The sequence below is a fragment of the Microcoleus sp. PH2017_08_TRC_O_A genome, assembly GCF_020738665.1.
GTDB lineage: Bacteria > Cyanobacteriota > Cyanobacteriia > Cyanobacteriales > Microcoleaceae > Microcoleus.
On record NZ_JAEQCE010000025.1, the window covers coordinates 1 to 25,100 of the forward strand.

The 25,100-nt window shown below is 43.5% G+C and carries 19 protein-coding genes; 7 read left to right on the top strand and 12 right to left on the bottom strand.

Annotated features, from left to right (window positions below; translation table 11 throughout):
* Positions 1 to 85: 85 nt before the first annotated feature.
* Positions 86 to 985, bottom strand: a complete 900-nt coding sequence (locus tag JGK22_RS10740) for a polysaccharide deacetylase family protein (RefSeq protein ID WP_293312845.1) — start codon at positions 983 to 985, stop codon at positions 86 to 88.
* Between the two features lie 402 nt (positions 986 to 1,387).
* Here JGK22_RS10740 and JGK22_RS10745 point away from each other — a divergent pair, with 402 nt between their 5' ends.
* On the top strand, positions 1,388 to 1,816 hold the full coding sequence (locus JGK22_RS10745) for a DUF1824 family protein (protein ID WP_293177012.1): 429 nt from the start codon (positions 1,388 to 1,390) through the stop codon (positions 1,814 to 1,816).
* Positions 1,817 to 2,015: 199 nt separating this feature from the next.
* Here JGK22_RS10745 and glgA read toward each other — a convergent pair whose 3' ends face one another.
* The 3 genes from glgA to JGK22_RS10760 form a co-directional block, all read right to left on the bottom strand.
* Positions 2,016 to 3,443, bottom strand: coding sequence for a glycogen synthase GlgA (gene glgA / locus JGK22_RS10750; RefSeq protein ID WP_293177010.1), 1,428 nt, complete (start codon positions 3,441 to 3,443; stop codon positions 2,016 to 2,018).
* 353 nt (positions 3,444 to 3,796) lie between these two features.
* The gene (locus JGK22_RS10755) at positions 3,797 to 6,076 is read right to left on the bottom strand and encodes a tetratricopeptide repeat protein (protein ID WP_293312847.1); all 2,280 of its coding nucleotides are present in this window, start codon (positions 6,074 to 6,076) and stop codon (positions 3,797 to 3,799) included.
* Between the two features lie 197 nt (positions 6,077 to 6,273).
* Positions 6,274 to 6,447 carry a hypothetical protein gene (locus JGK22_RS10760; RefSeq protein WP_293312849.1) on the bottom strand — a complete coding sequence of 58 codons (174 nt, stop codon included), beginning with the start codon at positions 6,445 to 6,447 and terminating at the stop codon, positions 6,274 to 6,276.
* Positions 6,448 to 6,499: 52 nt separating this feature from the next.
* Between JGK22_RS10760 and JGK22_RS10765 the strand changes: the two genes are divergently transcribed.
* Complete coding sequence (locus tag JGK22_RS10765; RefSeq protein ID WP_293312851.1) at positions 6,500 to 6,817, top strand: hypothetical protein; 318 nt, start codon at positions 6,500 to 6,502, stop codon at positions 6,815 to 6,817.
* A 268-nt stretch (positions 6,818 to 7,085) separates the two neighbouring features.
* Positions 7,086 to 12,458, top strand: coding sequence for a VWD domain-containing protein (locus JGK22_RS10770; protein WP_293312853.1), 5,373 nt, complete (start codon positions 7,086 to 7,088; stop codon positions 12,456 to 12,458).
* Positions 12,459 to 13,134: 676 nt separating this feature from the next.
* Here the strand turns inward: JGK22_RS10770 and JGK22_RS10775 are convergent.
* The 6 genes from JGK22_RS10775 to JGK22_RS10800 all read right to left on the bottom strand — a co-directional run bounded on the left by JGK22_RS10775 (position 13,135) and on the right by JGK22_RS10800 (position 18,243).
* A complete protein-coding gene (locus tag JGK22_RS10775; RefSeq protein ID WP_293216977.1) occupies positions 13,135 to 13,965 on the bottom strand; it encodes a S1C family serine protease in 831 nt (276 codons plus the stop codon).
* A gap of 492 nt (positions 13,966 to 14,457) precedes the next feature.
* Complete coding sequence (hemC, locus tag JGK22_RS10780; protein ID WP_293176980.1) at positions 14,458 to 15,429, bottom strand: hydroxymethylbilane synthase; 972 nt, start codon at positions 15,427 to 15,429, stop codon at positions 14,458 to 14,460.
* A gap of 349 nt (positions 15,430 to 15,778) precedes the next feature.
* On the bottom strand, positions 15,779 to 16,216 hold the full coding sequence (locus JGK22_RS10785; protein ID WP_293312855.1) for a type II toxin-antitoxin system VapC family toxin: 438 nt from the start codon (positions 16,214 to 16,216) through the stop codon (positions 15,779 to 15,781).
* Positions 16,213 to 16,449 carry a type II toxin-antitoxin system prevent-host-death family antitoxin gene (locus JGK22_RS10790; RefSeq protein ID WP_293210913.1) on the bottom strand — a complete coding sequence of 79 codons (237 nt, stop codon included), beginning with the start codon at positions 16,447 to 16,449 and terminating at the stop codon, positions 16,213 to 16,215. The genes JGK22_RS10785 and JGK22_RS10790 overlap by 4 nt, the downstream gene beginning before the upstream one ends.
* A 70-nt stretch (positions 16,450 to 16,519) precedes the next feature.
* On the bottom strand, positions 16,520 to 17,524 hold the full coding sequence (locus tag JGK22_RS10795; protein ID WP_293191440.1) for a hypothetical protein: 1,005 nt from the start codon (positions 17,522 to 17,524) through the stop codon (positions 16,520 to 16,522).
* A gap of 158 nt (positions 17,525 to 17,682) precedes the next feature.
* On the bottom strand, positions 17,683 to 18,243 hold the full coding sequence (locus JGK22_RS10800; RefSeq protein ID WP_293216980.1) for a hypothetical protein: 561 nt from the start codon (positions 18,241 to 18,243) through the stop codon (positions 17,683 to 17,685).
* A gap of 192 nt (positions 18,244 to 18,435) precedes the next feature.
* Here JGK22_RS10800 and JGK22_RS10805 point away from each other — a divergent pair, with 192 nt between their 5' ends.
* The 3 genes from JGK22_RS10805 to JGK22_RS10815 all read left to right on the top strand — a co-directional run bounded on the left by JGK22_RS10805 (position 18,436) and on the right by JGK22_RS10815 (position 21,184).
* Positions 18,436 to 19,521, top strand: a complete 1,086-nt coding sequence (locus tag JGK22_RS10805; protein WP_293216983.1) for a T4 RnlA family RNA ligase — start codon at positions 18,436 to 18,438, stop codon at positions 19,519 to 19,521.
* A gap of 106 nt (positions 19,522 to 19,627) precedes the next feature.
* Positions 19,628 to 20,476, top strand: coding sequence for an AAA family ATPase (locus JGK22_RS10810; RefSeq protein WP_293176971.1), 849 nt, complete (start codon positions 19,628 to 19,630; stop codon positions 20,474 to 20,476).
* Between the two features lie 111 nt (positions 20,477 to 20,587).
* On the top strand, positions 20,588 to 21,184 hold the full coding sequence (locus JGK22_RS10815) for a Uma2 family endonuclease (protein ID WP_293197192.1): 597 nt from the start codon (positions 20,588 to 20,590) through the stop codon (positions 21,182 to 21,184).
* Between the two features lie 166 nt (positions 21,185 to 21,350).
* Here the strand turns inward: JGK22_RS10815 and JGK22_RS10820 are convergent, their stop codons facing one another.
* Complete coding sequence (locus tag JGK22_RS10820; protein ID WP_293312857.1) at positions 21,351 to 22,886, bottom strand: mercuric reductase; 1,536 nt, start codon at positions 22,884 to 22,886, stop codon at positions 21,351 to 21,353.
* A 16-nt stretch (positions 22,887 to 22,902) separates the two neighbouring features.
* Positions 22,903 to 23,634, bottom strand: coding sequence for a TVP38/TMEM64 family protein (locus JGK22_RS10825; RefSeq protein WP_293191436.1), 732 nt, complete (start codon positions 23,632 to 23,634; stop codon positions 22,903 to 22,905).
* Positions 23,635 to 23,834: 200 nt separating this feature from the next.
* Here JGK22_RS10825 and JGK22_RS10830 point away from each other — a divergent pair, with 200 nt between their 5' ends.
* Positions 23,835 to 24,878, top strand: coding sequence for an isochorismatase (locus JGK22_RS10830; RefSeq protein ID WP_293176963.1), 1,044 nt, complete (start codon positions 23,835 to 23,837; stop codon positions 24,876 to 24,878).
* Positions 24,879 to 25,100: the final 222 nt, after the last annotated feature.

Here is a 25,100-nt window from a genome sequence, read left to right on the forward strand (position 1 = left end):
AGATTTGTGAAATGGTTGAACCAAAATTGGGACGTATTCTCGGCTTATAAAGCCAGTTTAGGCCTTGTTTGGGCTTAAAATTTGTTTAAGTCCCGCTAATTAAATCTGTAGGCGACGTATTTTTATCGACAGTGATGCGAGAGATGCGGTAGTTATTTTCCAGTCGGTTTACTCTAAATAAATGGTCATTGTACAAAAAGCCACTTAAATGATATTTAGGCAAAATATCTTCCACTTCCGAGTCTGATGCGCCGTAGGGATAGGCGATGTGAGCGCCGATAACTTTATTTTTGTCTAAATCCCCCAGACATTTTCTCAACTCTAACTTAGATTTTGCAATTTCAAATTCTAATTCTTTTCCGCTCACCTTAGTTAAGTCTTTGTGAGTAAAACCGTGTGACTGAATGTCATAAAAACCTTTTTGATATCCATCTCTTAAATCGTTGCAAGTAGTGTGTGCTAAAAAATCTTTGCCCATATCAATACCTAAAAAGTGAGGGTTGACAAATAACACAAATTTACCCTTTTCTTTGTTGGTTACAGACAACTTTTCTAATATTGGAAGTGCATTTTCATGAACGCCTTTGTAGCCGTCGTCAAAGGTTATCATGATTGGTTTTTGACCGAGATTTTTAGCGGGTATTGGCTGCGACTTGTCAATAAAGTATACGTACAAGTCTTGAGATGATAAAAACCAATAGTTTTCTTTAATTAGATATTCTAAAAATACTGACAAGTCTTGTTTGGTGTAGTTAGTGGGAAAAGCGAGCCTCCGAGGTGGTAAGTCGGCGGGATTGCGAGTGTCTACAATGTTGTGAAAACCGATTATAGGGATTCTGGTGAAGTTAGATTCTACTGTCCAGCCAGAAATACCTATACTGATGGCAAATATCACCAATAAGTAAATCAGTTTGACTTTGTGTAGCAGTCTAAAAAGAAAATTTTCCAGGAATTTTATGTTTTCTAACAATTGCTCGAAGCTCATACTTTCTTTACCAAGTTGTGTGCTTTTTACCTCTACCATTAATAGAGGCAAATTCAGCTAACTTGACATTTTTTTTGGTATTTCTTTGGAATCTAGGTAGAGTGTGGATGCCGTAAGCCGATCGCCCAAAATGCTTCCGAGAACCCAAAATGCGTTATAATCGGGGCTGGCGCGAGTGTTACGGCTGTCGATCGAGGGTTGCAATGGCAGAAATCCGTTGACCTCACCTGGATAGGGATGCAAGCCCTTGACAGGAGTCGTAAAGATTCCCCAAATTTAGACTTTGGTTGGATCTCCCAGATTCATCTATGGAGTCAATCTAAAATCTAAAATCTAAAATCTAAAATCGACTGACGAGTACCCGAGTGTCGATCGTACTTTTTGGAAATATCAGAGCAATTGATGTCTACTCACAACCCGACTACCCTAACTGTAGAAGCAGCACAGCAAATCCTCAAGGATTTTACTTGTCTGGATATGCAATCTGTAGCATCGCCACTGGAAAAACAGGCGCTGCGTGAAGCGATTTTGCTGGTAGCAAGTTTGTCGGATTACCAAATGCTTGGAGTTTGCGCGACTTCGACGGATGAGGGTTTTGCAGCTTTAGCAACTTATTTGAAGGCTTTGGGATATGATGCTGTTTTAGATCCAAGTGCTTTTGCTGCATTTAGTGGTTCGGTTTATATTAAGTTCAATACTTTGAAGGGTTCATATTATGTTGATGGCTATCCTGGAACTTATCGGGGCGTGTTAGTATCGTGCCAATTTTCCTCGGAAGATGGAGTTAGCGGGACTTACGGTCATTTACCTCTCGATTTATTTGTTGATTAATTGAGTAGAAGGAAGAAGGAAGAAGGAAGAAGGAAGAAGGAAGAATAGAAATTTAGATGATGTCATTGCGAGGCACGAAGCAATCGCAGGGTAAGAGAGATTGCTTCGTGCCTCGCAATGACACGTTTTCGAGTGCGTCAGCAAATATCCTACTCATTAAAGCGACAATAACGCCTGACGCACCCTACAAAGAAAGAGATTAACCTTTACCAATGATTAATTCGGTTTCCGGTTCCGGTGCGATTTCGTCTGGTGAGATGCCGAGAATTTCGCTGTACAAGTTGACATATTTTCTGGCAGAAATGTCCCAGCCAAAATCTTCTTTCATGCCGCGCTTTTGCAGTTCTTTCCACTTATCTTTGTAGCGGAAACCTTCCCATGTTCGGATCATGCAGGTGAATAAGTCGAGGGGTTCGTAGCGATCGAAACAGTAACCTGTGCCGGTATCATTAATCGGGTCGTTGTGAGATACAGTATCGACTAAACCGCCGGTGCGGCGCACCATTGGGACGCAACCGTAGCGGAGGGCGAGCATTTGGCTGATGCCGCAGGGCTCGAAACGGCTGGGCATCAGGAAGGTGTCGCAGCCTGCGTAAATGCGGCGGGAGAGGGCGTCGTTGTAGAGTAATTGGGTGGACATTCGGCCGGGATAGCGGGCGGTCATTTGCCAGAGTTGGGTTTCGTAGTAGCGATCGCCAGTTCCGAGTACAATAAACTGAGCGTCGGTATAGGCCATGAAGCGATCGAGCATTTGAATGATCAAATCCAATCCCTTCTGTTCTACTAGCCGCGTCACCATGCCGATTAACAGGGCATTTTTATTCACTTCCAAACCGACTTCTTCTTGCAGCGCAATTTTGTTAACTGGGCGCTTGTCAATAGTATCAACACTGAATTGTTGGTGGAGGTACTTGTCAGTTTCTGGGTTGTAAGATTCTGTATCAATTCCGTTCAAAATACCTGATACTTTGCCGCCGAGGAAAGATAGCAAACCTTCCAAAGTTTCCCCATAGGCTGGGGTTTTGATTTGTTCGGCGTAGGTGGGCGAAACTGTATTTACGCGATCGGCAAACTGTACAGCCGCAGCCATTGTATTGTGACCTTGCATATACCAAGGGCACCAAGTCATCTGATCCAAACGCCAGCGCCACGGCCCTTGATAAGCTAAATTGTGAATAGTAAAAACTGTGCTGATATCGGGGTCTTGCTTCATCCAAACAGGTATCATCCCCGTATGCCAGTCGTGACAGTGCATAATTTGTGGTTTCCAGTGATTCCAGGCAAATTCAGCGGCAGCATTGGCAAAGAAAGTGAACCGCCAATCTTCATCTACGCCGCCGTAAACCCGGCGTGGTAAGAAAGATGGATGTTGCAATAAGTATAAAGGTACATCGGTTCCCGGCAAAAGAGTTTCAAAGACGGAGAAGCTTTGGAACATGGCCGCCCCATTCCAAACAGGTTTTTTGGGAACGTCCATTTTGTCGGGGACGAAGCCGTAGTAGGGCATGAAGATGCGGACATCGTGACCCATGCGGCGCAGAAATTTAGGCAAAGCGCCGACGACATCGCCCATACCGCCCACTTTGGCTAGGGGTGCCGCTTCGGCGGATACAAATAAAATTCGCATTATTTTTTTGTGTTCCTTGGGATAGTTAGGCTAGATCAAGTTTAAATGGGTAGCGGCACAATGTTAACGTGCCGTGCAAAAAACAAGTATAAATCTGAGTTGCTGTGTGGCGAGACGTTATAAATCGGTGTCTCTACAAGAGTAAGTCCTAACCCAGAAACCCGGTTTCTTTAAGCTACCCGCGCGGGACACGGCTTAGCCTCAGTGCATAAAGATGCTCGCGTAGAATCTATAGGTGGCAAGATGTTTCATAATAGGTATTAGTTAAAGCTGCCAGTACAGGCTGTGGAGTAAATCTCAAATCTCAAATTTCAAATCTTTTTTAGAGTTAATTTTAAATCTCAAGTCTCAAATTATTTTAGACAATCGAGAACTTTATTCACTTGCTTAGGACTTTTCATTGCCTCGAATATTTTAATAGCTTTTTGCCAATGTTTTGCCGCTATTTCTAACTGTCCCAAGTCGCGATATGTCAAGCCAATGTAATAATTGCTAATCCCTAATTCGTACTTAGCACCAATTTTGGTATAAAATTCAATAGCTTGGTTTTGATATTTCAAAGACGCTGAAAAATCATTACTTTCTCGAAAAACGTCACCTAAAATATACCAGGCACGGGCGATGTCTGATGTAAAGTTGCAATTTTGTGCGATCGCCACAACTTGCTCTAAAGTTTGCTTAGCTTGTTCGTACTCGCCAATATGTTTTTGAGCTAAACCAGCCATATTCAAATCCCAGCAAGCTTGCCAAGGCGGAACACTTTCTAAAGGTTGTTGCAAGTGTCTTGTAGCTTCTTTCAATGCTGCTTTCGCCTCACTCGCTTGTCCTAAATAAGAGTGCAACAGAGCAACTTCGCAATAGCAACTATTTAGCCGAGATTGAATTGCAGGAGATACAGGAGATAAAGCTAGATTAAGTTTGGCCTGATAAATCGCTAATCCTAACTCGTATTCACCAGCAGCAATATAGCACAAACCCATATCACTAAAAGAGTTAAATTCTGTCCATTTATCGCCTTCACGCTTAGCAGCAAATTGAGCTTGGCGGTGATATTCTAAAGCTACTTCAAAACCATCCGCTAGTAGATAGGCGTGACAGTCACCGATGCAGCGATACAGACTTGCCTCCCGGTTAGGCGAAACTCGATTTACCAGTTTTTCTGCTAATTCTAGTGTTTGGCTGATGTATCCCCAAGATAAAAAATATAGAAATAATTCTTCTGGTAAAATAGGTATAGCAGGACGGCACAATACATCCCAAGCTGAATCATAATCTTCAATTTCTCGGAAATGATAATAAGCTTCTAAAACTTGCAAACCTAATTGAGGGGATTGAATGTGTTCTACACTAGAAAACCAATGTTGTGCGATCGCCCTTTGAGTTTGCTCCCATTCGCTGCTCTTTTGCAACTGATTCAAACCCGCCGCCCGAATTGCTGGGTGCATTCGGTATTTACCCCGATGTAATTGTAGCAAGGAATAGTCACACAACCGCCGCGTTACTTTCAATTGTTCTGCTGGTGTCACATCCCACAGCAAAGCTTTGATGCAAGTATCTGGCAACCATTCAATTTCTTGATACCGACAAGCTCCCAAACGACATAGCAAACGGTAAGCTTGATGAGAGTGAGCATTGAGGCGATTTAATTGATTGTTGATAAGAAACGAAAATGGATCTAGCTGCTGTAATTCTTGGCGGTTTTGTTGCCAAGCTTCGGCAATATCTCCATCATAATTATTTTGAATATCATTATACAGCACTTCCATTGCCAGAGCATTGCCTTTATAGAGTGCGTGCATTTCTTGCAGAGATTGTAAATCTTCTGAAGTTTTGGGATATTCAAAATATTGTTGCCATGCTTCTGGACTCAAGCCTGTTAAAGTGTGAGTTTGAACACCTCTGATGTCAGGTTCTTTTAATTTTTCTCTACTGGTGATCAGCGTGACTCCTTTGATTCTTGGATCGCTGAGTACCCGCAGCAATTCTACATAATTGCGGTATTCAGGTAAAAACATACCGTTGCGTAAAGCAGGCTCTAAGTTATCTATGAAAATTGCAACTTTGATTAGACGCAATTTTTTTTCTAGTAAGTTTAAACTAAGGCTAAAATCTCTGGGTGCATCTTCTTGAAAATCTTGTTGCAGCCAAGTCTGCACAAATGAATCGGCACTCCGCAAGTTTTCGGGAGTTAGGGCAATTTTCATATCTAAGATTTTTTCAAATTGGCAACTGGCCAAGTATTGCTGTGCTAAGGTAGTTTTGCCGATGCCGCCTTCTCCTACTACTATCAAAATTTTGAAATTTTCTGATGTCCATTTTTGGAGTTTAGTAATATCTGAAGTTCGTTCTACCCAGCGAGAATTTAATGGTTGTGGTTCTAGTTTCGTTGGGATTAATTCGGGCATGAATTGAAAAAACAATGACTGCAAATCTGACCAGCTAGAGCGCTTGTCGTCTCCTAAGCCAAATGCTTGATATGCTGTTGTCAAATGTTGGCGTACAGTTGCTTCTGATTTAATTTGGATAATTTTGGTGATTTGTTTATTGGGTGTTCCAGCTAGTTTTTGCTGTAAAACTTGTCGGCATTTGTTGCCTAATTTGTTGTAAATACTGATAAATTCTGCTTGATTCATGGGTGGTTTGCCTAGGTCAGTGCGATCTTAGGGGTGTGAACCCCTGGGATGTTTAAAAAAGTCGGATTTCCTAAGTGCGATCGCGTAGGGCAGCGAAATGTCAGAGGTTGGTGACTGCTGCGTGTGACTGCACAATTGTGAGTTTTGAATGTGTATTGATTTTACACTGAGTTACGGGTTAAAAAGTTATTCAATAATTAAATTTTTGCAAACACCATTTTGGAGGTAAGAAGTATGGAGTTTCTGGCGGATGGGAATTGTGCGGATGCAAGGCTGCTAATTGTTGTGCGATGCTGTGCGTCATCGTCTGCGACACTGGGAGCGATCGTGTAAATGATTGTTACAAAAGCTGGAACTATGCGTAAAAACATAGGGCTATTTCCGAAATCTATATAGAGGCTGAAATTTAGGGAGTAAAAAGCTATGAGATTGGTATCAAAGGATGCAGCAGGCGATCGCGATCGGAAAGCAGGCGACAGCAATAGTAAATCTAAGTCAACTCAGAAGGTGGAACCAAATATGTCATCATCGCACAACGTTCAAAGACATACTGTTAAACAAGTTTTTGACCAGGTTGAGAAGATTCTGGAGGAAACTTGGCAAGAAACTGGGTTTGGGAAGGTGACAATTGAAAGTGAAAGGGAAAAGACCAATGCGATTCGGGTAATTGTCAAGGGTTCGACTTATTATAAGTTCTTTATTGACGATGAAGAAGTTAGTAAGTGGAGTTCGAGGAAGTAAGTGCGATGTAGGATATTGACAAATCGACTAAGATGGTGTACCTTATCAATTTAAGGTGCATAAAGCAAAAGTGCATCTACGCTGCAAGGCTGAGAGAGCTGTCAGCGTTAAAGTTTGAATCATCTAAATAAACACAAAACCTAGTTCGAGACTGACGAGAGGCTCAGCGGTGGGCTGGGGAAGTGGTGATTTCGCATTATGTGCGATCGCCGCTTCTCCGGCTTTTTGTTTTTTGGCAAACAAATAGTTTTTTTGAGGAGATCGGATTATGAAATGGCTAACAGATGATGAGTTTTTCGGTACTGAAGTGGGTACGAGTGTCGAGGATCGCGCTTTGATTATGGGAAGTGCGATCGCGCAGACAGCCGCAGGCATCGCGCAGAATTCCCTCAGCATTTTGGCGACAACTCCAGATTTTCTGGCGAAGATGCAGGTAGCATTCGGCAACAGCTTTGATGTTGAGAAAGCAGTCAAGTTAGCATCAGCTTGGGCACAGGGAGATTTTAGCGAATTTCCAGAGATTGAAATTCGTTCCGAAGCTGAGATTAATGGTGCTTTGGGTGCGTTTGCGGCTGCGACTGGGAAGATTTATCTGTCGCGGGAATTCCTTGCCAAAAATGCGGGGAATGTTACGGCTGTTGCGGGTGTTTTGCTGGAAGAGTTTGGGCATTTTGTTGATTCGCAGATTAATAGTGTAGATGCGATCGGGGATGAGGGGGAGATTTTTTCGGATTTGGTTCAAGGTAAGATGTTGAGTCAGGGGGAATTGGCGGGGTTGAAGGGTGAGGATGATTCGGCGATCGTTGTTTTGGATGGGGAATTGAGGGCGATCGAGCAGGCAACAGATTCTAATAATACTGCATCAGATGACTGTGGTAACTCCTCTGATAAGAAAGCTCCAGTGTACACATTTTATATCAATGGACTTAGAGTCCCAGAGGAAGACTACTATACGAAAGACTTGCCAGCAATTAAAAATCTCCTTGATAAAGCTGGTTATGGCGAATCGCTACTCCCAAAAGAAGAACAAAAACATAATAAATCCGGGGTAGACAATGAGACATTGAAAAAACTAGCAAATCAATCCGGTAGTTTGCCAGCGAAAGTCCTAGCTACAGGAGCTGATTTTTTATTAAAAGGTGGTGGCGGAGATATTGTTCAATCCTATATTCAAGCACTTTTTCCATTTTCAGATGAGGAGGGAGAGAAATATAAAAGTTATTTCGTTGGTAAAATCGAGGAACTTGAACAGAAGAATAAAGAAAAAGCTCTAGAAAATTGTTGTGATACACCGCGCCCTAAGTATTTGATTATTGCCCATTCTCAAGGCAATTTCTTTGCAGAACAAATTGCTGAAAATCTTTCCCCAGAAATTCGAGAAAGAACAAAAATTTTAGCTATTTCCCCTTTTACAAATTATAGTCGAGTTTCAGGGGAAAAAGTTAGTTCTCTGGTTCGTAGCGATGATATTTCAAATGGGTCTAATAAAGCGTTAACTAAAGCAGCACTCAGCGGGATTATCAATGGTGTGTTAAAGCTTCCTCTACCTGTTCCTGACATACAAGGTCCACAGCCTGACAACATATCAAAATATCCATCATCAAAAAAGCCGCAAGAACAAAATATCTTTGACAAAGGTGCTGATGAATATTTTGATGTAGAATCTCATGCCATAACCAACTATATTGATGATCCCGACGGTATTGAAAAGCTCGATCCCGACACTGCGGAGAGAACTTTAAATAGGAGCCCAGAGCAAAATGATGTAGTAAGGGAGTCTTTTAATCTCGCTCAACAAAAAATTAAAGATTTGCTCGATCCTGCTGATTCTGGTGTTTACCCCGAAAAGAAAAAGGATTGCTCACCTATTTCCCTTTCAGATGTAAGTTTAACTGAGGGGAATGATCCAGGCACAGCACGGGAAGGAAAAGCCTATTTCATTTTTGGTGGTAAATACTACGAGTGGCAAAAACGCACTGTGGAGGTTTTCACAGGGCCAACAGGAGATATATTGAGTCGAATTGCTCTCGAAACTTTGGGAGATGGTTCTCCAAATGCCTACAACTTCATTGCTTTTCACAACAACATTGCCGATCCCAATTTGATTATTACAGGAAGTACAATTGAAGTTCCCAAGGAAGTATCAAAACCAGATACAACGGGTTACGCTGCGTTTGATGTGAAGCATAGCGGAGATCCAAATACCTCACTAAAAATCGATTATAGCACTGCTAATGGTGCAGCAAAAGCCGGAAGTGACTATAAAGAAACAAAAGGTCAGTTAAGTATCCCAGCAGGACAGGGTGGCATTATTCTAGTGCCAATCATTGGAGATAGGAAGCGGGAAGAGACAGAAACATTCAAGCTTTCTCTGAAAAAACAGGATGGTACGTGCTTGGGAGAGTGTGTGAATACAGTTAATGCAACGGGCACTATTATTGATGATGACAAAGGCACAAGTGGCAAAACCTACAATGACCCTCGCATCGTCACCATCGACAAACAATATAACGACTTCCAAGCAGCCGGAGAATTCACCTTAATAGAATCAACCACTGGCGACCTAAAAATCCAAGTTCGGCAACAACCCATTAACAACAACCCTCGCAGCAATGTCTCCGACAACACCGCAGTAGCAACTGTTTTGGGTGGAAAACGCATCGGAATTTACAAAGATCAAGGACTTTTAATCGATGGTCAACCAACTCAAATTGCTAACGATGATGTAATTGCCATTGGAGACGGCAGCATCTATCGTGAAGGCAGCAAATATACTATTGTTTATCCCACTGGCGATCAATTAGTTGCAAGTGTAGGAAGTCGCGTCAATATCGAGGTTTCCCTCACCGATGAACGCGAAGGCAAAGTTAAAGGACTACTCGGTAACTTCAACAAAAATCCCAAAGATGATCTAGCAAAACGCGACGGAACTGTAATTCCTGAACCAGTTTCCCAACAGCAACTTTACGGCGAATATGCTGATAGCTGGCGAGTCAGTCAAGCAGAATCCCTATTCGACTACAAACCGGGTGAAAATACCAACACCTTTACCCTGCAAAATTACCCCCGCCAGAAAGTTAAAATCTCCGACTTAAACCCCGCCGATGTTGCAAAAGCCGAACAACTAATAGGCGATCGCATCAAAAATCCCACCACCCGCGAAGCTGCTATCATCGACCTCGTACTCACTAACTTCGATCCTGACATTCTTGAGGAAGCACTCAACGCACCCGATCCAGATAGCATACTTGCGATCGCCCTTCCATTCACCGCCAACAGCGACTTTTCCACCACCACCGTCAACACAGCCACAAAAATAGATATCTTAGCCAACGATACCACCGCAAAAGACCCCCTCTCCATCAAAGAATTCAACGCAAAATCAGTTGCCGGAGGCATCATCACCCTCGACAATAACAACACCCCAGACGATAAAAGCGACGACCAACTCACCTACACCCCACCCCCAGACTTCACCGGCACTGATAAATTTAACTACCTCCTAACAGACGGCAAACAAATCCAAGCCGCCACCGTTAATATCAACATCAACAGCCTCAAACTTGACAACCTTTCCGGCAATAACGGCTTCGTCCTCAACGGCACAGAAGCAGGTAACTTTTCAGGAGTTGCTGTCAGCAAAACCGGAGATATCAACGGGGACAAAATTGACGATATCATAGTCGGATCGTTCGGTGCCGATCCCAATAACGTCAATGCCGCAGGCAAAAGTCAAGTCATCTTTGGCAATCAAAAATTCCCCGCCAGCCTCAACCTTTCCCAACTCAACGGTCAAAATGGTTTCACCCTCAACGGCACCGATGCCGAAGGTTTCAGCGGCGGAACAGTTAGCAGTGCCGGCGATATCAACGGCGACGGCATCAAAGACTTTATTATTGGTGCCTTCGGTGCCACTGTCAACGGTCAAAACAATGCCGGAAAAACTTACATTGTCTTCGGCACAAACAAAGGATTTCCTGCTAACTTCAACCTGGCTAATTTGAACGGAAATAATGGTTTTGCCGTAACAGGAACCAACACCTTTGACTACGCCGGCCTCTTTGCCACTGGAATTAGCGATATTAATGGCGATCGCCTTGACGACGTACTCATCAGCGCACCCGGCCCCCTTGGCGGCACACCCGGTAAAAGCTACGTCATCTACGGCCGCACCGCAGGTTTTTCTCCTAACTTAAACCTAGCTGAAATTAACAACAATAACGGCTTTGTAATTAACGGCATCGACGGCAATTCTAGCGGTACTGCCAGCAGCGGCGATATCAACGGCGACGGCATCCCCGACCTGATTATTGGTGCAGATGGTGGCAACACCAGCGGCGGCATTAATGCAGGCAAAACTTACGTTATATTCGGTCAGCAAGGCGGATTTACTGGCAGCGTCAACGTCCCAGAATTAAATGGAACTACCGGATTTGTCATCGCCGGCCTCACTCCCCAAGAACGTTCTGGAATTGCCCTTACCGCTACAGGAGATATTAACGGTGACGGCAATAAAGACCTGGTAATTGGCGCTCCAGGTGCGACAGTGGGCGATCGAATTAACGCAGGCAAAACCTACGTAATTTTTGGCAAAAAAGCAGCATTTCCTGTCATTGTCAACCCGGCTGACTTGAACGGCAGTAACGGCTTTATAATTTCTGGTTTCGATCCAGAAGCATCTGCCGGAAATGCCCTTAGCTATGCCGGAGATATCAACAAAGACGGGTTTGACGACTTGTTGATCGGAGCCTCCAGCGCCAACTCTGACAGCAAAAACAATGCAGGCAAAACCTTTGTAATTTTTGGGAAAAAGGAATTTCCAGCTAATTTCAATTTAGGACAAGCCAACGGTAAGAATGCCTTAGTTTTAAATGGAGTAGAAACCGATGGTTTAGTTGGCACTGCTGTCAGCGGTGGGGGAGATATTAACGGCGATGGCATCGACGATATAATCGTTGGCGCACCTGGCAGTTTATTTCAAGATTCTCCCGGCAAGAGTTATGCCGTTTTTGGTAGTCGAGGTTTCGGTTTTGCTAACCCGAATAATGGTTTGCAAGGCACGGTTCAAGATGATATTATCAATGGAACCCAAGCAGATGACACGATTTCCGGTCAACAAGGAAATGATAAAATCTTTGGCAATTCAGGTCAAGATGTGTTATCGGGAAATCTCAATGATGACTACTTAGATGGTGGAAAAGGGCAAGATATCCTAATAGGTGGAGATGGCAATGATACCCTTGTCGGCGGACTTGGCAATGATGTACTTAAAGGCGACAATGGTAATGATATCCTCACGGGAGTTGACATCAATGCCATTAACCCCGGAATTGAGGAAATTGACACTTTAACTGGTGGAGGTGGGAGCGATATTTTCGTCTTGGGAGATGTCAATAACACTTACTACGATAACGGCGATAGTGACTACGCGCTGATTACTGATTTTAATGCCAGTGAAGATAGTATTCAATTGCAGGGTAAAGCGGATGATTACCTGTTAGTTCCTTTCTCGCAAGCCAACCAAACTGGTACGGCAATTTACCGCAAAGATTCGGCTCAAAATGAATTGATTAGTATTCTCCAAGGAGGTGCAAATTTGAGTTTGACTGGTAATTATTTCAAATTTGTAGGGGCGGGTTAACCGATCGATTCTGTCACCCACAGATAATTTTTGTAAACCCGCCCGACCCCATCAATAACCCCGATTGACTTTAAATTGAATTTATTTTTGATTTCTGGGTTGGGTTGGGGCGGGTTTAGATAATTTGTCGATGGGTGTCAAATATCTAGGCGAACCCGCCCCTACAGGCCTGTAAAATCTGAAAATAATATATAATTTTAAATTGACTATACTAATCTTACAAAATCAAGTAAGTGAAACTACCTGATGATACCATTATTGCTGAGGCCAAAATAACTCAGTATTTGCTCAAGTTTTTATTACAAGATGATAAATCTTTATTTCTTGCACAAGCCAACTATACCCAAGACAACTAGAAAAAGACTTAAGAGAACAAATTTTGCCTCTAGATGCAACACCAAGCGAACAAACGCGCTATGGTAATAAGTATGAAATTCGCGGCACATTAACTGGCTTTAATGGAACTGTTTGACCAGTAGTGACTATTTGGATGACTGAGTTTCTATCGCAAAAAACCAAGTTTATTACCCTATAGCGTTGTCGGCGTTTATAAGGACTCAAGGGTTTACCTGTTAACTCATACTCAGTATATTATGCTGAAGTCAGCGATCGCCCTTTTCACATCTTTTCACAAAAAGTGCGATCGCCCGAATCACAGATTACCGACAACTAGCGACTATTCCTCATCAGGTTCACCCTCAAAAGTTTCTTCAAATCCAGCCAAGAAGTCATCCAATGCAACGGAGGCGATCGCCAAATTAATAGTATCAGCATCTTCCAATCCCCACGTGTTCACCCCAACAACTTGACCGGCCATATTAATCAACGGGCCGCCCGAATTTCCCGGATTAATCGCCGCATCCGTTTGCAACACCTTCACCTCGGCAATCTCATCCTCATCATCCTCGCCCACCTCATACTCTTCCGGTTCGCGAATTGCACTAATAATACCTTGAGTTACAGTTGCAGCAAACTGTCCCATAGGATTGCCCACAGCAATTACCCGATCGCCCACTTTGACATCAAAAGACAATTCTAGGGGAGGATATTCTTCGGGAGACTCCACTTGTTCCCCTGTCGCCGGATCGATGATAAAACCAGTAATCAACAGCAATGCTAAATCCTCTTCCGCATTACCTGTAAATACCACCTCTGCCATTCTCAACTTTCCGTCGTAAGTTTCCACTAAAACCTGTTCGACTTCATCTTCCTCGTAGAAGTAATCTTCATCGGCAATATCTTCGATAACGTGATAGTTAGTGACAATTACGTCAGGAGATACAAAAAAGCCGCTCCCGGAAGAAATTTCTTCTCCTGTATCCCAATCCATCACGTAAACTGAAACTACGGAAGGCAAGACTTGCTCGACGACATCGGAAAAGTTTCCTGTCTGAGTTTTAAACTCTTTCAATTGCTGCTGCAAAGCTTTCCGATCTGCCTGCATTTTGCGATAAAGTTGCTGAACTTTTGCCAATTCTAGCTTTAATTGAGTTTCCTGAGCGCTCATATTTTGCATTTCCCTGAAATAGGTTGTTGATTTATTGTCGATGTTTGATTGGAGATTTTGGATTGTATATTGACAATGATAGGGCTGATGCAAAGAAACCCAGTTGCTACGAAAAATCCTGGGCTTTACAGCAATTTAATGTGAAGTTGCACATATCCGGATCCCCCTAAATCCCCCTTAAAAAGGGGGACTTTGAATTCTTGCTCCCCCTTTTTAAGGGGGCTGGGGGGATCAGATTCTACGGGGCCTCATAAAAAATTGGTATTACAGCAAGGTATCTATCCATAAACCGGGCTTCTCAAGATCCTGCGGAGCATCCTAAATTAGTCAGATATTTGTGAATTTGGCAATTTTATTTAAAATCACCATCTAAAATCTACAATCAGACTGCTATTGTACCTGTCAAAACAAAAGCGAACCGCCAGTTATTTTTATTTTACCAAATGCGATAAATCGCGTCTCAAAGCCGTGAAAAACAGATGTCGATCGCATTTATGAACCGCGTTGAACTTCGACAAAGATTTCCTCTAAAATAACACTCGCTCCCTGGGCGCGCAGGCGGTGAGCGAGGTCTATTCCCAGCATTTCAGCAGTCTCGGCTGCGCCGGAAACAGTATCTTTGACGAATCGCTGGCCGTCGAGACTGGATACCATTCCAGTTAATGTTAATTGACCGTTTTCTATATTGGTATTGACGCCAATGGGTACTTGACAGCCGCCTTCTAATTCCCGCAGAAATGCGCGTTCAGCATGACATCTTTGGGCGGTTTCGGAGTGTTCGAGAGCTTTAATAACTTCCAGGATTTCTGGATCTCCGGCGCGGCATTCGATGCCCAAAGCACCTTGTCCGACGGCGTGGAGGGAGATTTCAGGATCGATAACTTGGTGGATGCGATCGCCCATTCCCAATCTTTCGAGTCCGGCAACTGCTAAAATAATCGCGTCGTAACCGCCATCATCTAATTTAGCGAGTCGAGTATTGAGATTGCCGCGAATATCTTTGAATACAAAATGAGGGAAATGGTGCCGCAGTTGAGCCAGCCTACGGAGGGAAGAAGTGCCGATTACTGCACCTTCGGGGAGGGTGTCAAGTTGCTTGTCTTTGTGCTTGGAGTGAACTACCAGGGCGTCAGCGGGATTTTCCCGTTCGGTGACACATCCTAATATTAAACCTTCGGGTAAGTTGGTCGGTAAATCTTTGAGGGAATGCACGGCAAAGTCCGTTTCACGGTTCAGCATTCCCGTTTCTAATTCTTTGGTGAAAAGTCCTTTGTCGCCGATTTTAGCGAGGGCGACATCAAGAATTATGTCCCCTTGGGTGGACATGGTGTGGACTTCAAAAGTGTGTTGCGGGAAGCGTTTCTGTAATTCTGCTTGCACCCAGTGGGTTTGAACGAGGGCGAGTTGGCTTTTGCGGGAACCGATGCGGACGGTTCGGGAAGGGGCAGATGTGGTTGGGGACATAAGATCGATCGCAGGATAGCTTGAAATGAGCCAGTATATTCACCTGATCTAGCGTACCGCAGGTGGGGACTTTAATTGCTGGTTGGGACAATTCGGGCGATAAAATAGTAATACCAGATATTGATCGGCAGCAGCGAGCTTTAAGGGTGTTTCCAATTTTGCGTTGGCTTGGGTGGCTTGAGTCGATCGGCATTTCGAGCCAAAGGCAGCCGAGGATGTATGATTTTCCTAGAGTTAATGCGGATGAACGCGGTAGAAGCCGGCGGCAGAGTTAGCTCAAAGGTGGCGGGATTTGGAGAGAGAAATATAGACAGGAGGGGAAAAGGGCGATGTAATTGCGATCGAACTTTTAGCTCTCAGTTACAGCAATCAATAACTGAACTTCAATTCCTAAAGTCTGAGCACTGCGAGCCAGAGCCTCATCGCCAGTAACCAAAAGCAACTGATTAGAACTTGCTACTGCTAAATGTAGTGCATCTAAAGTACGCAACGGTACTTCAAAGCGACTAATCCAATCGCGAGCTAAATTGTAATGAATGGGCTCTAACGGGATGCGAGTATAAAAATTTTCATCCAAGTCAGTTTGAAAATCGAGCACTATTTGTCTTGCCTCTTCAGCAGAAATTTCTCTCATTCGCAATTTGCGGGCAATTGCTGAAAACAATTCCACCTCAACTAATTGACTTAGTGCAGGTTTGTCTTCAATCCTCAGTAATTCATCAACAGCATCGCTGAGAGCTTCTGGTAAATAGAAGGGGACAAGAACGCTGGTATCTATATAAATCAATACCGTGCTTCCTCCCTTAGCCTAATGACTGTTGCGCTCAGGGGTTCGCCCTTGACATTAATGGAGTTTCGGAATGCTTTACGCCTAGCTAACCGCTGCTCCTTGGATAGGGGCGGGACTACACGAGCTACTACTTTGCCCTCCTGTACGATTGTCACTTCTTCTCCTTTTGCCACCTTTTCCAAGATATCTTGCAGACTCTGCTTGGCTTCTTCAACGCTAATCGCAGGCATCTTATTAGTTTTTTAGGTACAATTAAATTGTACATCAAATGGAATCGAAAATCGAAAATCGAAAATAGTATTAACGTTGTCCTGCTTGAAGTGCAGAATTTACCATCGCAACAACATCTGACTGCCGTCCGTTTTTGAGACTTACTCGATACAACACCCCCAGCCTTTGCCACTCAACAGAAGCAATGCAGTAATTACCGCAACTATTGAAATAAGTTCCCTTCATTCCGCCTGCTAATTCAATACTTCTGTAAGTATCTCTCGGCAATTGCGAAGGAGGCGAAATCGGTTCATCTCTTTTCGCTTCAATTGTGCCGAAAGTACAGGCTCCCCCGCGACATCCTTTGCCGAAATACATTCCAACAATGTAGCCGTGGGAGCCAGCTTTGATATCAAAATCAAGTTGCTGAGTATCCGATAGAGGAAGCATACTCGGCAGAAAAACTGGTACTCGTGTTTTGCCTTTGATTTGCCCAAAAATGTTACTTACAGGAAAACGAGTTTTAGCTTGATTTGTACCTGACTTATTGGGGATTGGGGGAAACTTTTGGACATAATCTCTCCACTGTAAAACTCTATTTTTAGCAACGTTCAGAGTGGGAATTGAATATTTTACAACTGCAAGAGAAGGGCGGCCGTCTTTTTGATCGAAGTTGCGGCGAATGACTGTATTTTCGAGTTTGCCTAATCCGTAAGTTATGGCGGTGGAACGGGCTTTCTCGCAGCTAATTTTGAAGATTCCCATGTCAATGTTGCCATTTTCGGCTTGGTAAGACCAATTGTAACCTTCAGAAGTGCGATCGCGATCGCACAAAAAACGCGAAATCTCGAACATCTTGGCAAGATGAACGTCGTAGGGGCGCAGCTTGCGGCTGCTGGTAGATTGTGCAGTATTGCGATCGGGCACAATAAATTGGATGGATTGCCAGCCATCTTTGGAGGTATAATTAAACCAGCGAATTTCTGTCACAGACACTTCTGGACGTGCTAACGCGGAGTTGGGCGTCAAAAGTGCGATCGGCAAAGCAGTCACCACACCAGCAAAAATCGCCCAAAATAGTCCTTTTCCCCTCATCCTGATTTCCCTGTAGACATCACAACCATTCTCTCTTGCTTCCCCAGCTTAACTGGTTTCAAGGCTCCCAAAATATATAATATTCTCTGTCATTGCGAGGAACGAAGCAATCGCCAGGACTAAAATTGCTTCGTTTCTCTACAAAATCGCAAATTATCTTAGCGTTTACCAGCTTGAATAGCAGAATTTGCAATCTTAATTAAATTTGCTTCACCTCCATTTCTAATGGCTAGAGTATACATAAAACCCTGAGTTTTCCACTCAAGATTAGCCGTACAGTAAGCCCCGCAACCGTCGTGAAAATTTCCTTTCACTCCGCCCGCAAGTTGAACAGTTTTTAATGTCTTAGTTACCCCTTCCATTTTAGTAGAAAACTCACCACCTTTTTGACCTCTAATTTCCCCAAAAGTGCAAGCGCCCGTACCTTTGCAATCTGCTGTAAACTCCATAGAAACAATATAGCTGTCGGGTTTACTTTGGGTTCGATAGTAAAGTTTCTGCGAAACAGGAACCAAGCTGGGGATAAAAATAGGTACTTGCGTTTTGCCTTTTAACTTTGGCAAAATTTCACTTACAGGCACGGCAGCATCAGCTTTAGCAACAGGCTTTGTTTCCGCCAGCATCTGCGGCAACTTGCCCGCACCGAAAACTTGTGATACAGGTACTAAAGCAGTCAATACGCACGCAGAAGTCGCCAAAAGTAATAATTTATTGTTCACTATTTTCGTCCTCAATGTCGAAACAGTCCAGTTTGGCACCCAAGCGTGTTCACTTAATTTACAACACAACTCCCAAATACAAAAGCCACAACAGGCATTCAGGAAAAAAGCAAGTTTAAATTTTCTTTACAAATGCACGGAAATATGCAATTTCCGATAAAATAGAGAAGGCGAGTAATTTAGGAGTCAAACGTGGAACTGCAAGAGTATTTACGCCAGCACGGATTAGAAACTTTGTGCGAAACTTATCATATCAAAGTTACCCGCCACCGCCAATATCCTCATCTAGTCTGCCTGAAATACTCGCAGATAGAATCCCCGCTGGGCGAAAAAATAGTCCAGCAGTGTCGAGGTATTATTTTAGATTCATCTCAAAACTGGGAAATAGTTTCTTATCCCTACGACAAATTTTTTAATTACGGGGAAGGCCACGCCACAGCGATTGATTGGAGTCACGCCAAAGTTTATGAAAAGTTAGACGGTTCTCTGACTGTACTGTATTTTTATCAGGGAGAATGGAGAGTGCAATCTAGCGGCACTCCCGATGCAGCGGGTGAAGTTAATGGTTTTGGATTTAGCTTTGCCGAACTGTTTTGGAAAGTCTGGAAAGAATTGGGCTATGAATTACCGGAAGCAACCGATGAGTGTTTTATCTTTGAGTTGATGACACCTTATAATAGAATAGTTGTTCAGCAAAAAAACAATGATATCGTGCTGCACGGGGTTCGCAATACTGAAACCTTGCGAGAAACAGATCCCCTTTTCTGGGCAAACAGATATGTCTGGAAAGTAGTCAATTCGTATCCTTTAACTAGCTGGAAAGAAGTTATCGAAGCAGCTCAACATTTAGATCCAATGGATTTAGAAGGGTATATTATCTGCGATGCTAACTTCAACCGAGTTAAGGTTAAGTCTCCGCAATATGTGGCGATTTCCCACCTTCGCGAAGGGTTTTCGACGCGGCGGATGATCGAAATTGTTTTGACTAATGAAGGAGAAGAGTTTTTAGCTTATTTTCCCGAGTGGATTGACTTGTATCAAAAAGTTAAGAGTAAATATGAATTGTTAGTTCAAGAAATCGAGGAGGTTTACAGACAGCACGAATCTATCGAAGTTCAGAAAGATTTTGCCTTGGCTGTGAAGCATTTGCCATATTCTGGGATTTTGTTTTCTTTGCGGGCTCGCAGGGTTGCGGGAGTGAAAGAAGCTCTCCGCGATGTTACGATTCATAAGATAGAGGAGTTATTGGGTTTAGATTATATCAATTTAGGTTTGTGAGGTTCGCAGAGAATCGGCGGTTGAAACCGCTACTACACAAACAAAGTCCGCCTCCGCGGACTAAAGAATTAAGTTGCAAATTACCAATTATCCATTACCCATTACTATGAAAAGAGTTATTGTACTTGTCGGCTTACCTGCTTCTGGAAAATCTCTATTTGCGAGAGAATTGCTGCTGTCTGAACCTGCAAGATGGGTGCGTAGCAATAAAGATTTACTTCGAGAAATGGCTCACGCTTCTCATTGGTCTCCGGCGAATGAAAAGTTTATTGTGCAGTTGAGAGATACGATTATTCTGATGGCTTTGGAAAGTGGCAAGCACGTGATTGTGGACGATACTAATTTCGGGCCGCATATCGAACATATCAAAGAGTTGGTTAAGGGTAAAGCCATCGTTGAAGTTAATGATTCTTTCCTGCAAGTTCCGGTGGAGGAGTGTATTAAACGGGATTTGAAAAGGCTGAATTCGGTGGGTAAAGATGTGATAATGAAGATGTACAATAAGTACGTGCGGGTTCCGGTTGCGCCGCCGGAATATAACCCGGATTTGCCGGATGCAATTCTTGTAGATATGGACGGTACATTAGCGCTTCTCAATGGTAGAAATCCTTTTGATGCTTCAAAGTGCGATCGCGATTTACCGAATCAGCCTGTCCTAGATACCATCCGCAAGTGGCAGTCTAGCGTTAATATTATCGTAGTATCGGGCAGAACCGATGACTGTCAACCTCAGACTGAACAATGGTTGCGGCAATACGAGGTGAATTATGCAGGTCTCTATATGCGGAAAACTGGGGATATGAGGAAGGATGCGATTATGAAGGAGGAAATCTATCGGCAGCAGATTGCAGGGCAATATAATGTTAAGTTTGTATTGGACGATCGCCAGCAGGTGGTTGATATGTGGCGATCGTTGGGATTGACTGTATTTCAAGTAGATGAAGGGGATTTTTAACGAAGGATGGATTCGGGCGATAAATCGCCCTGGCCGTGATGCTACAATCGAAGTAAGATTGAATCCAAATTTTACCTGTCAACTGTCAACTGTCAACTGTCAACTGTCAATATGATAGCTATTCCCCAACAACCCCCAAGGATGACCTTCGAGGAATATCTCGAATGGGAAGCGCAACAAGACATTCGCTACGAATATGTCAACGGCGAAGTCTTTGCGATGACTGGCGGTACAATTCCCCATAACGATCTTGCACTTAATTTTTACACGGCTGTGCGCCCTCATCTGCGTTCTAGAGGTTGTCGCGCGAACGTGTCAGATGTTAAATTGCAAGTCAGTCCTCGCAGCCGTTACTATTACCCGGATGTGATAGTTAGTTGCGATCCTGAAGATATGAATGCGCGCAAGTTTATTCAACATCCGAAACTAATTGTGGAAGTTCTCTCGCCCGGTACAAGTGGTAAGGATCGGGATGAAAAATTCACGGCTTACCTGAAAATTCCGACTTTACAAGAGTATATCTTGATTGATTCTGAAAAAATCTCCGTTGAACGTTACTGTCGGGGTGAGGGTAAAATGTGGCTTTACTATTCTTATAGTGCTGGAGAGATTGTAACTTTGTCAAGCATTGAATTTGAATTGGCGATCGAGCTTTTGTATGAAGGTGTTACCTTTGAAATAGAAACGGAAACAGAAACTGAAAAATAGGCTATTTCACATTTAAATTGCATATTCGGGACGGGCTAGAAGCCCATCCCACAAGAAACATCAACATACATAATTTGTTTCACCTTTAACTTTTATGTTTCGGACGGGCTAGAAGCCCATCCCACAAGATTAGATACAATTTGTGCGTAAATTATAATGGCATTTTTTACCGCGTCCAAGCCAGCCATTTATTGAACAAATTTTTCACAAATGGAGTCAAACGAGTGCGATTGTAAGCATCTCCTGCTTTCCGAATTGCTTCCGCTTGCGTCGGATACGGATGAATGACACTAGCAATCTTTCCTAAACCAATATTGTTTACCATTGCTAAAGTAATCTCGCTAATCATATCTCCCGCGTGTCGCGCCACAATAGTTGCACCTAATATTTTATCGCTGCCTTTCTTGACGTGAATTTTCACAAAACCTTCATCTTCACCATCTATAATTGCTCTATCGACTGTATTGAAAGGAATTAAAAATGTATCGACATCAATTCCTTGGGCTTTGGCTTCAACTTCGCCCATTCCGACGCGCGCCACCTCTGGGCTAGTATAAGTACACCAAGGTATCGTCAAAGTGCTGAGCTTTTTGCGTCCGAAAAACAGGGTGTTTTGGATGACCATTCTGGCGGCAAAATCAGCAGCATGGGTAAATTTATCCTTCATACAAATGTCACCGGCGGCGTAAATGCGGGGATTGGTTGTTTGCAAATTGTCGTTGACAAAGACGCCTTTTTCTGTATCGTACTCCACGCCGACAGTTTCTAGGTTCAATCCTTCCACGTTTGGCGATCGCCCTACGCTGACAATAATCTCATCTACCGTTACCGACGCTTCCTTACCTTGAGATTGATAATAAACTACTTTGCCTGCATTTGTTTGTTCAACGCGCTCTATTTTTGAGTCTAAAATTAATTGAATATCTTCCCTGACAAAAGCTTCCTGCACAATGGTAGCAGCATCGACATCTTCCTTGTCCAAAATCTGAGCATTTTTGTGCAGCAACACGACTTTGCAACCCAGGCGCCGAAAAGATTGGGCTAATTCGCAGCCGATCGGCCCACCGCCAATTACCGCCAAACGCTGAGGTTTTTCTGTGAGGTTAAATACAGTTTCATTTGTCAAATATCCAGCTTCCTTCAAACCGGGAATTTGCGGTTCTAGCGCCCTTGCGCCTGTGGTAATTACTGCTTTTTTGAATTTAAGAGTTTGACCTGCAACTTCTATGGTAGAATTGCTAGTAAAGCGACCGGAACCTAGGAAAACATCGACTCCTAAAGTGTGCTGGTAGCGTTCCACAGAATCAACATCGCTAATTCCCGCCCTAATCCGCCGCAATCTTGCCATTACGGCTGAAAAATCAATTTCTGTACCGTTAGGAACGCTAACCCCAAATTTACTTGCTTCCCCAATATCGGCGACAGCGCGGGCCGATCGAATTAAAGCTTTTGACGGGACACAACCGACATTCAAACAGTCGCCGCCCATTAAATGTTTTTCAATCAAAGCAACTTTTGCACCCAAACCTGCGGCGCCCGCAGCCACAATTAATCCGGCTGGGCCCGCGCCAATTACTACTAAGTTGTAGCTACTAGCGGGCTGCGGGTTTACCCAATCCGGCGGATGCAAGTAGGAGACTAATTTTTGGTTGTATTCGTCCATCGGGGGGACTGTTACGCGATCGACTTTTGACTGCGACATGAGCAAATCTTCCTAATTAAATAGTTTCATCTAAAGCTTTGCGAGCAATCCTAGTTATATAGACGGTGACGGCGACAGCAGCCGTAAAACTGATGATATTAATCAACCATTTTACAAGTTCGGCTTGAGGATTTGCAGGCTGATTTACCGTACATATAGCAGCAATATTTCCTACCAAAGAACCTGAGTAAACGTACATCACGGTTCCCGGAATCATGCCGGAGGAACCTAATACATAATCTTTCAAAGAAACCTGAGTAATCCCCAAAGCGTAATTCAATAAATTGAACGGAAATAAAGGACAAAGACGAGTTAAAAAGACTATTTTTAATCCTTCTTTAGCAACGGCGCGATCGAGGGCTTGAAACTTTGGGTGAGCTTCCATATATTTTACCACGCGATCGCGCGACAGGTATCGCCCGATCAGAAAAGCAAAGGTCGCCCCTAAAGTGGCGGCGATTAACACGTATATCGAGCCCCACCACAGCCCAAACAGCACGCCGCCTCCCAAGGTCAGCACGGAACCAGGTATAAATAGTATCGTAGCGAAGTTGTAGGTAGCGATAAAGGCGATCGGGCCCCAGACGCCTAAATGCTCGATTTGGATTAAAACAGCTCTTAACAGTCCTTGAACGTAGGCGGATCTAGTTGCTACAATTAACAGAGGGACTGCAAGGGCGATCGACAAAAACAACAATCTGCTTTTAAAAGTATAGCTGCTAGAAATCTGACTTGCTTCTGGCTCCATAATTGACCGATAAATAAATAGATACCAGCATTATATAGCAGTTGTTAACTTACCAGAAAGAATTGGTTGAAAGCCTCTCCCCTTGAGGGAGAAATTAAAATCAGAATATTCATTACTCCAATCCTCTTCCTTCTAGGTAGAGGTAGCTCTCAAACTGTCAACTGTCAACTGTCAACTGTCAACTGTTGAACATATCAACCATGACCACAAAAACACAACTCCCAATTCCAGAATATTTCGATGCCCATAAAATCAGTCAAATCTGGCGAGTTCCCTATCAAGAAAGAGCGAATGAAGCTAATAATTGGGCTTTAAAACATAGTATTCAGCCAGCAGCTAGCGACGAAAAGCGAATTTGTTTGCTAATAATTGATGCCCAAAATACATTTTGCGTACCGGAATTTGAACTATTTGTCGGCGGGCGTTCCGGTAGCGGTGCTGTTGATGACAACCTGCGCCTATGCGAATTCATCTACCGCAACTTAAACGCAATTACCACGATTGCGCCGACAATGGATACGCACACCGCCATGCAAATTTTTCATCCCATATTTTGGATCGATGATGCAGGCGAAAACCCCATTCCCGCCGCCACATTAATTACTCTGGAAGATGTGCAGCAAGGAATTTGGAAAGTCAACCCAGCCGTCGCCGATAGCATCGCGGGTGGGAATTATGCGGAACTACAAAAACACTGCCTTCACTACGTACAGAAACTCAGCGACAATGGCAAATTTCCCTTGACAATTTGGCCGTATCACTCGATGCTGGGTGGGATTGGACACGCCCTGGTTTCTGCGGTGGAAGAAGCGATATTTTTTCACAGTATGGCGCGCCACAGTCAAGCACTTTTTGAGATTAAAGGTGGGAATCCCTTAACTGAAAACTATTCGGTTTTGCAGCCGGAAGTCTTAGATGGGGCCGACGGAAATCCGATTGCTCATAAAAATGCTGGGTTTATTGATAAGTTGTTAGAGTTTGATGCGGTAATTATTGCGGGACAAGCGAAGAGTCATTGTGTTGCTTGGACGATTGATGATTTGTTGACTGAAATTGTGGCGCGGGATTCTATGTTGGCTAGGAAGGTTTATTTGTTGGAAGATTGTACTTCGCCGGTGGTTGTTCCTGGTGTTGTTGATTTTACTGAACAAGCAGATGCGGCTTTTTTAAGATTCGCGCAGGCGGGGATGAATGTGGTTAAATCTACTCAGTCAATTGATAGTTGGTCTGGTATTTGTTTGTGAGATATTTGATGAATGCTATGATATAATACGCTTAACTGAAAACCGATTCCCCTAACCCCCCCCCTTAAAAAACAGGGTGGTTTTATTGTAGTTAGACAAATTAGGTACGTAGTTGCGCTTCAGCGCTCTTTATAATATTAGGAAATATCGCTAAAAGCCCGGGTTTGTAGTGAGGATTTCAGTCCTCAGAAACTTAAGAGGACTGAAGTCCTCACTACAAAC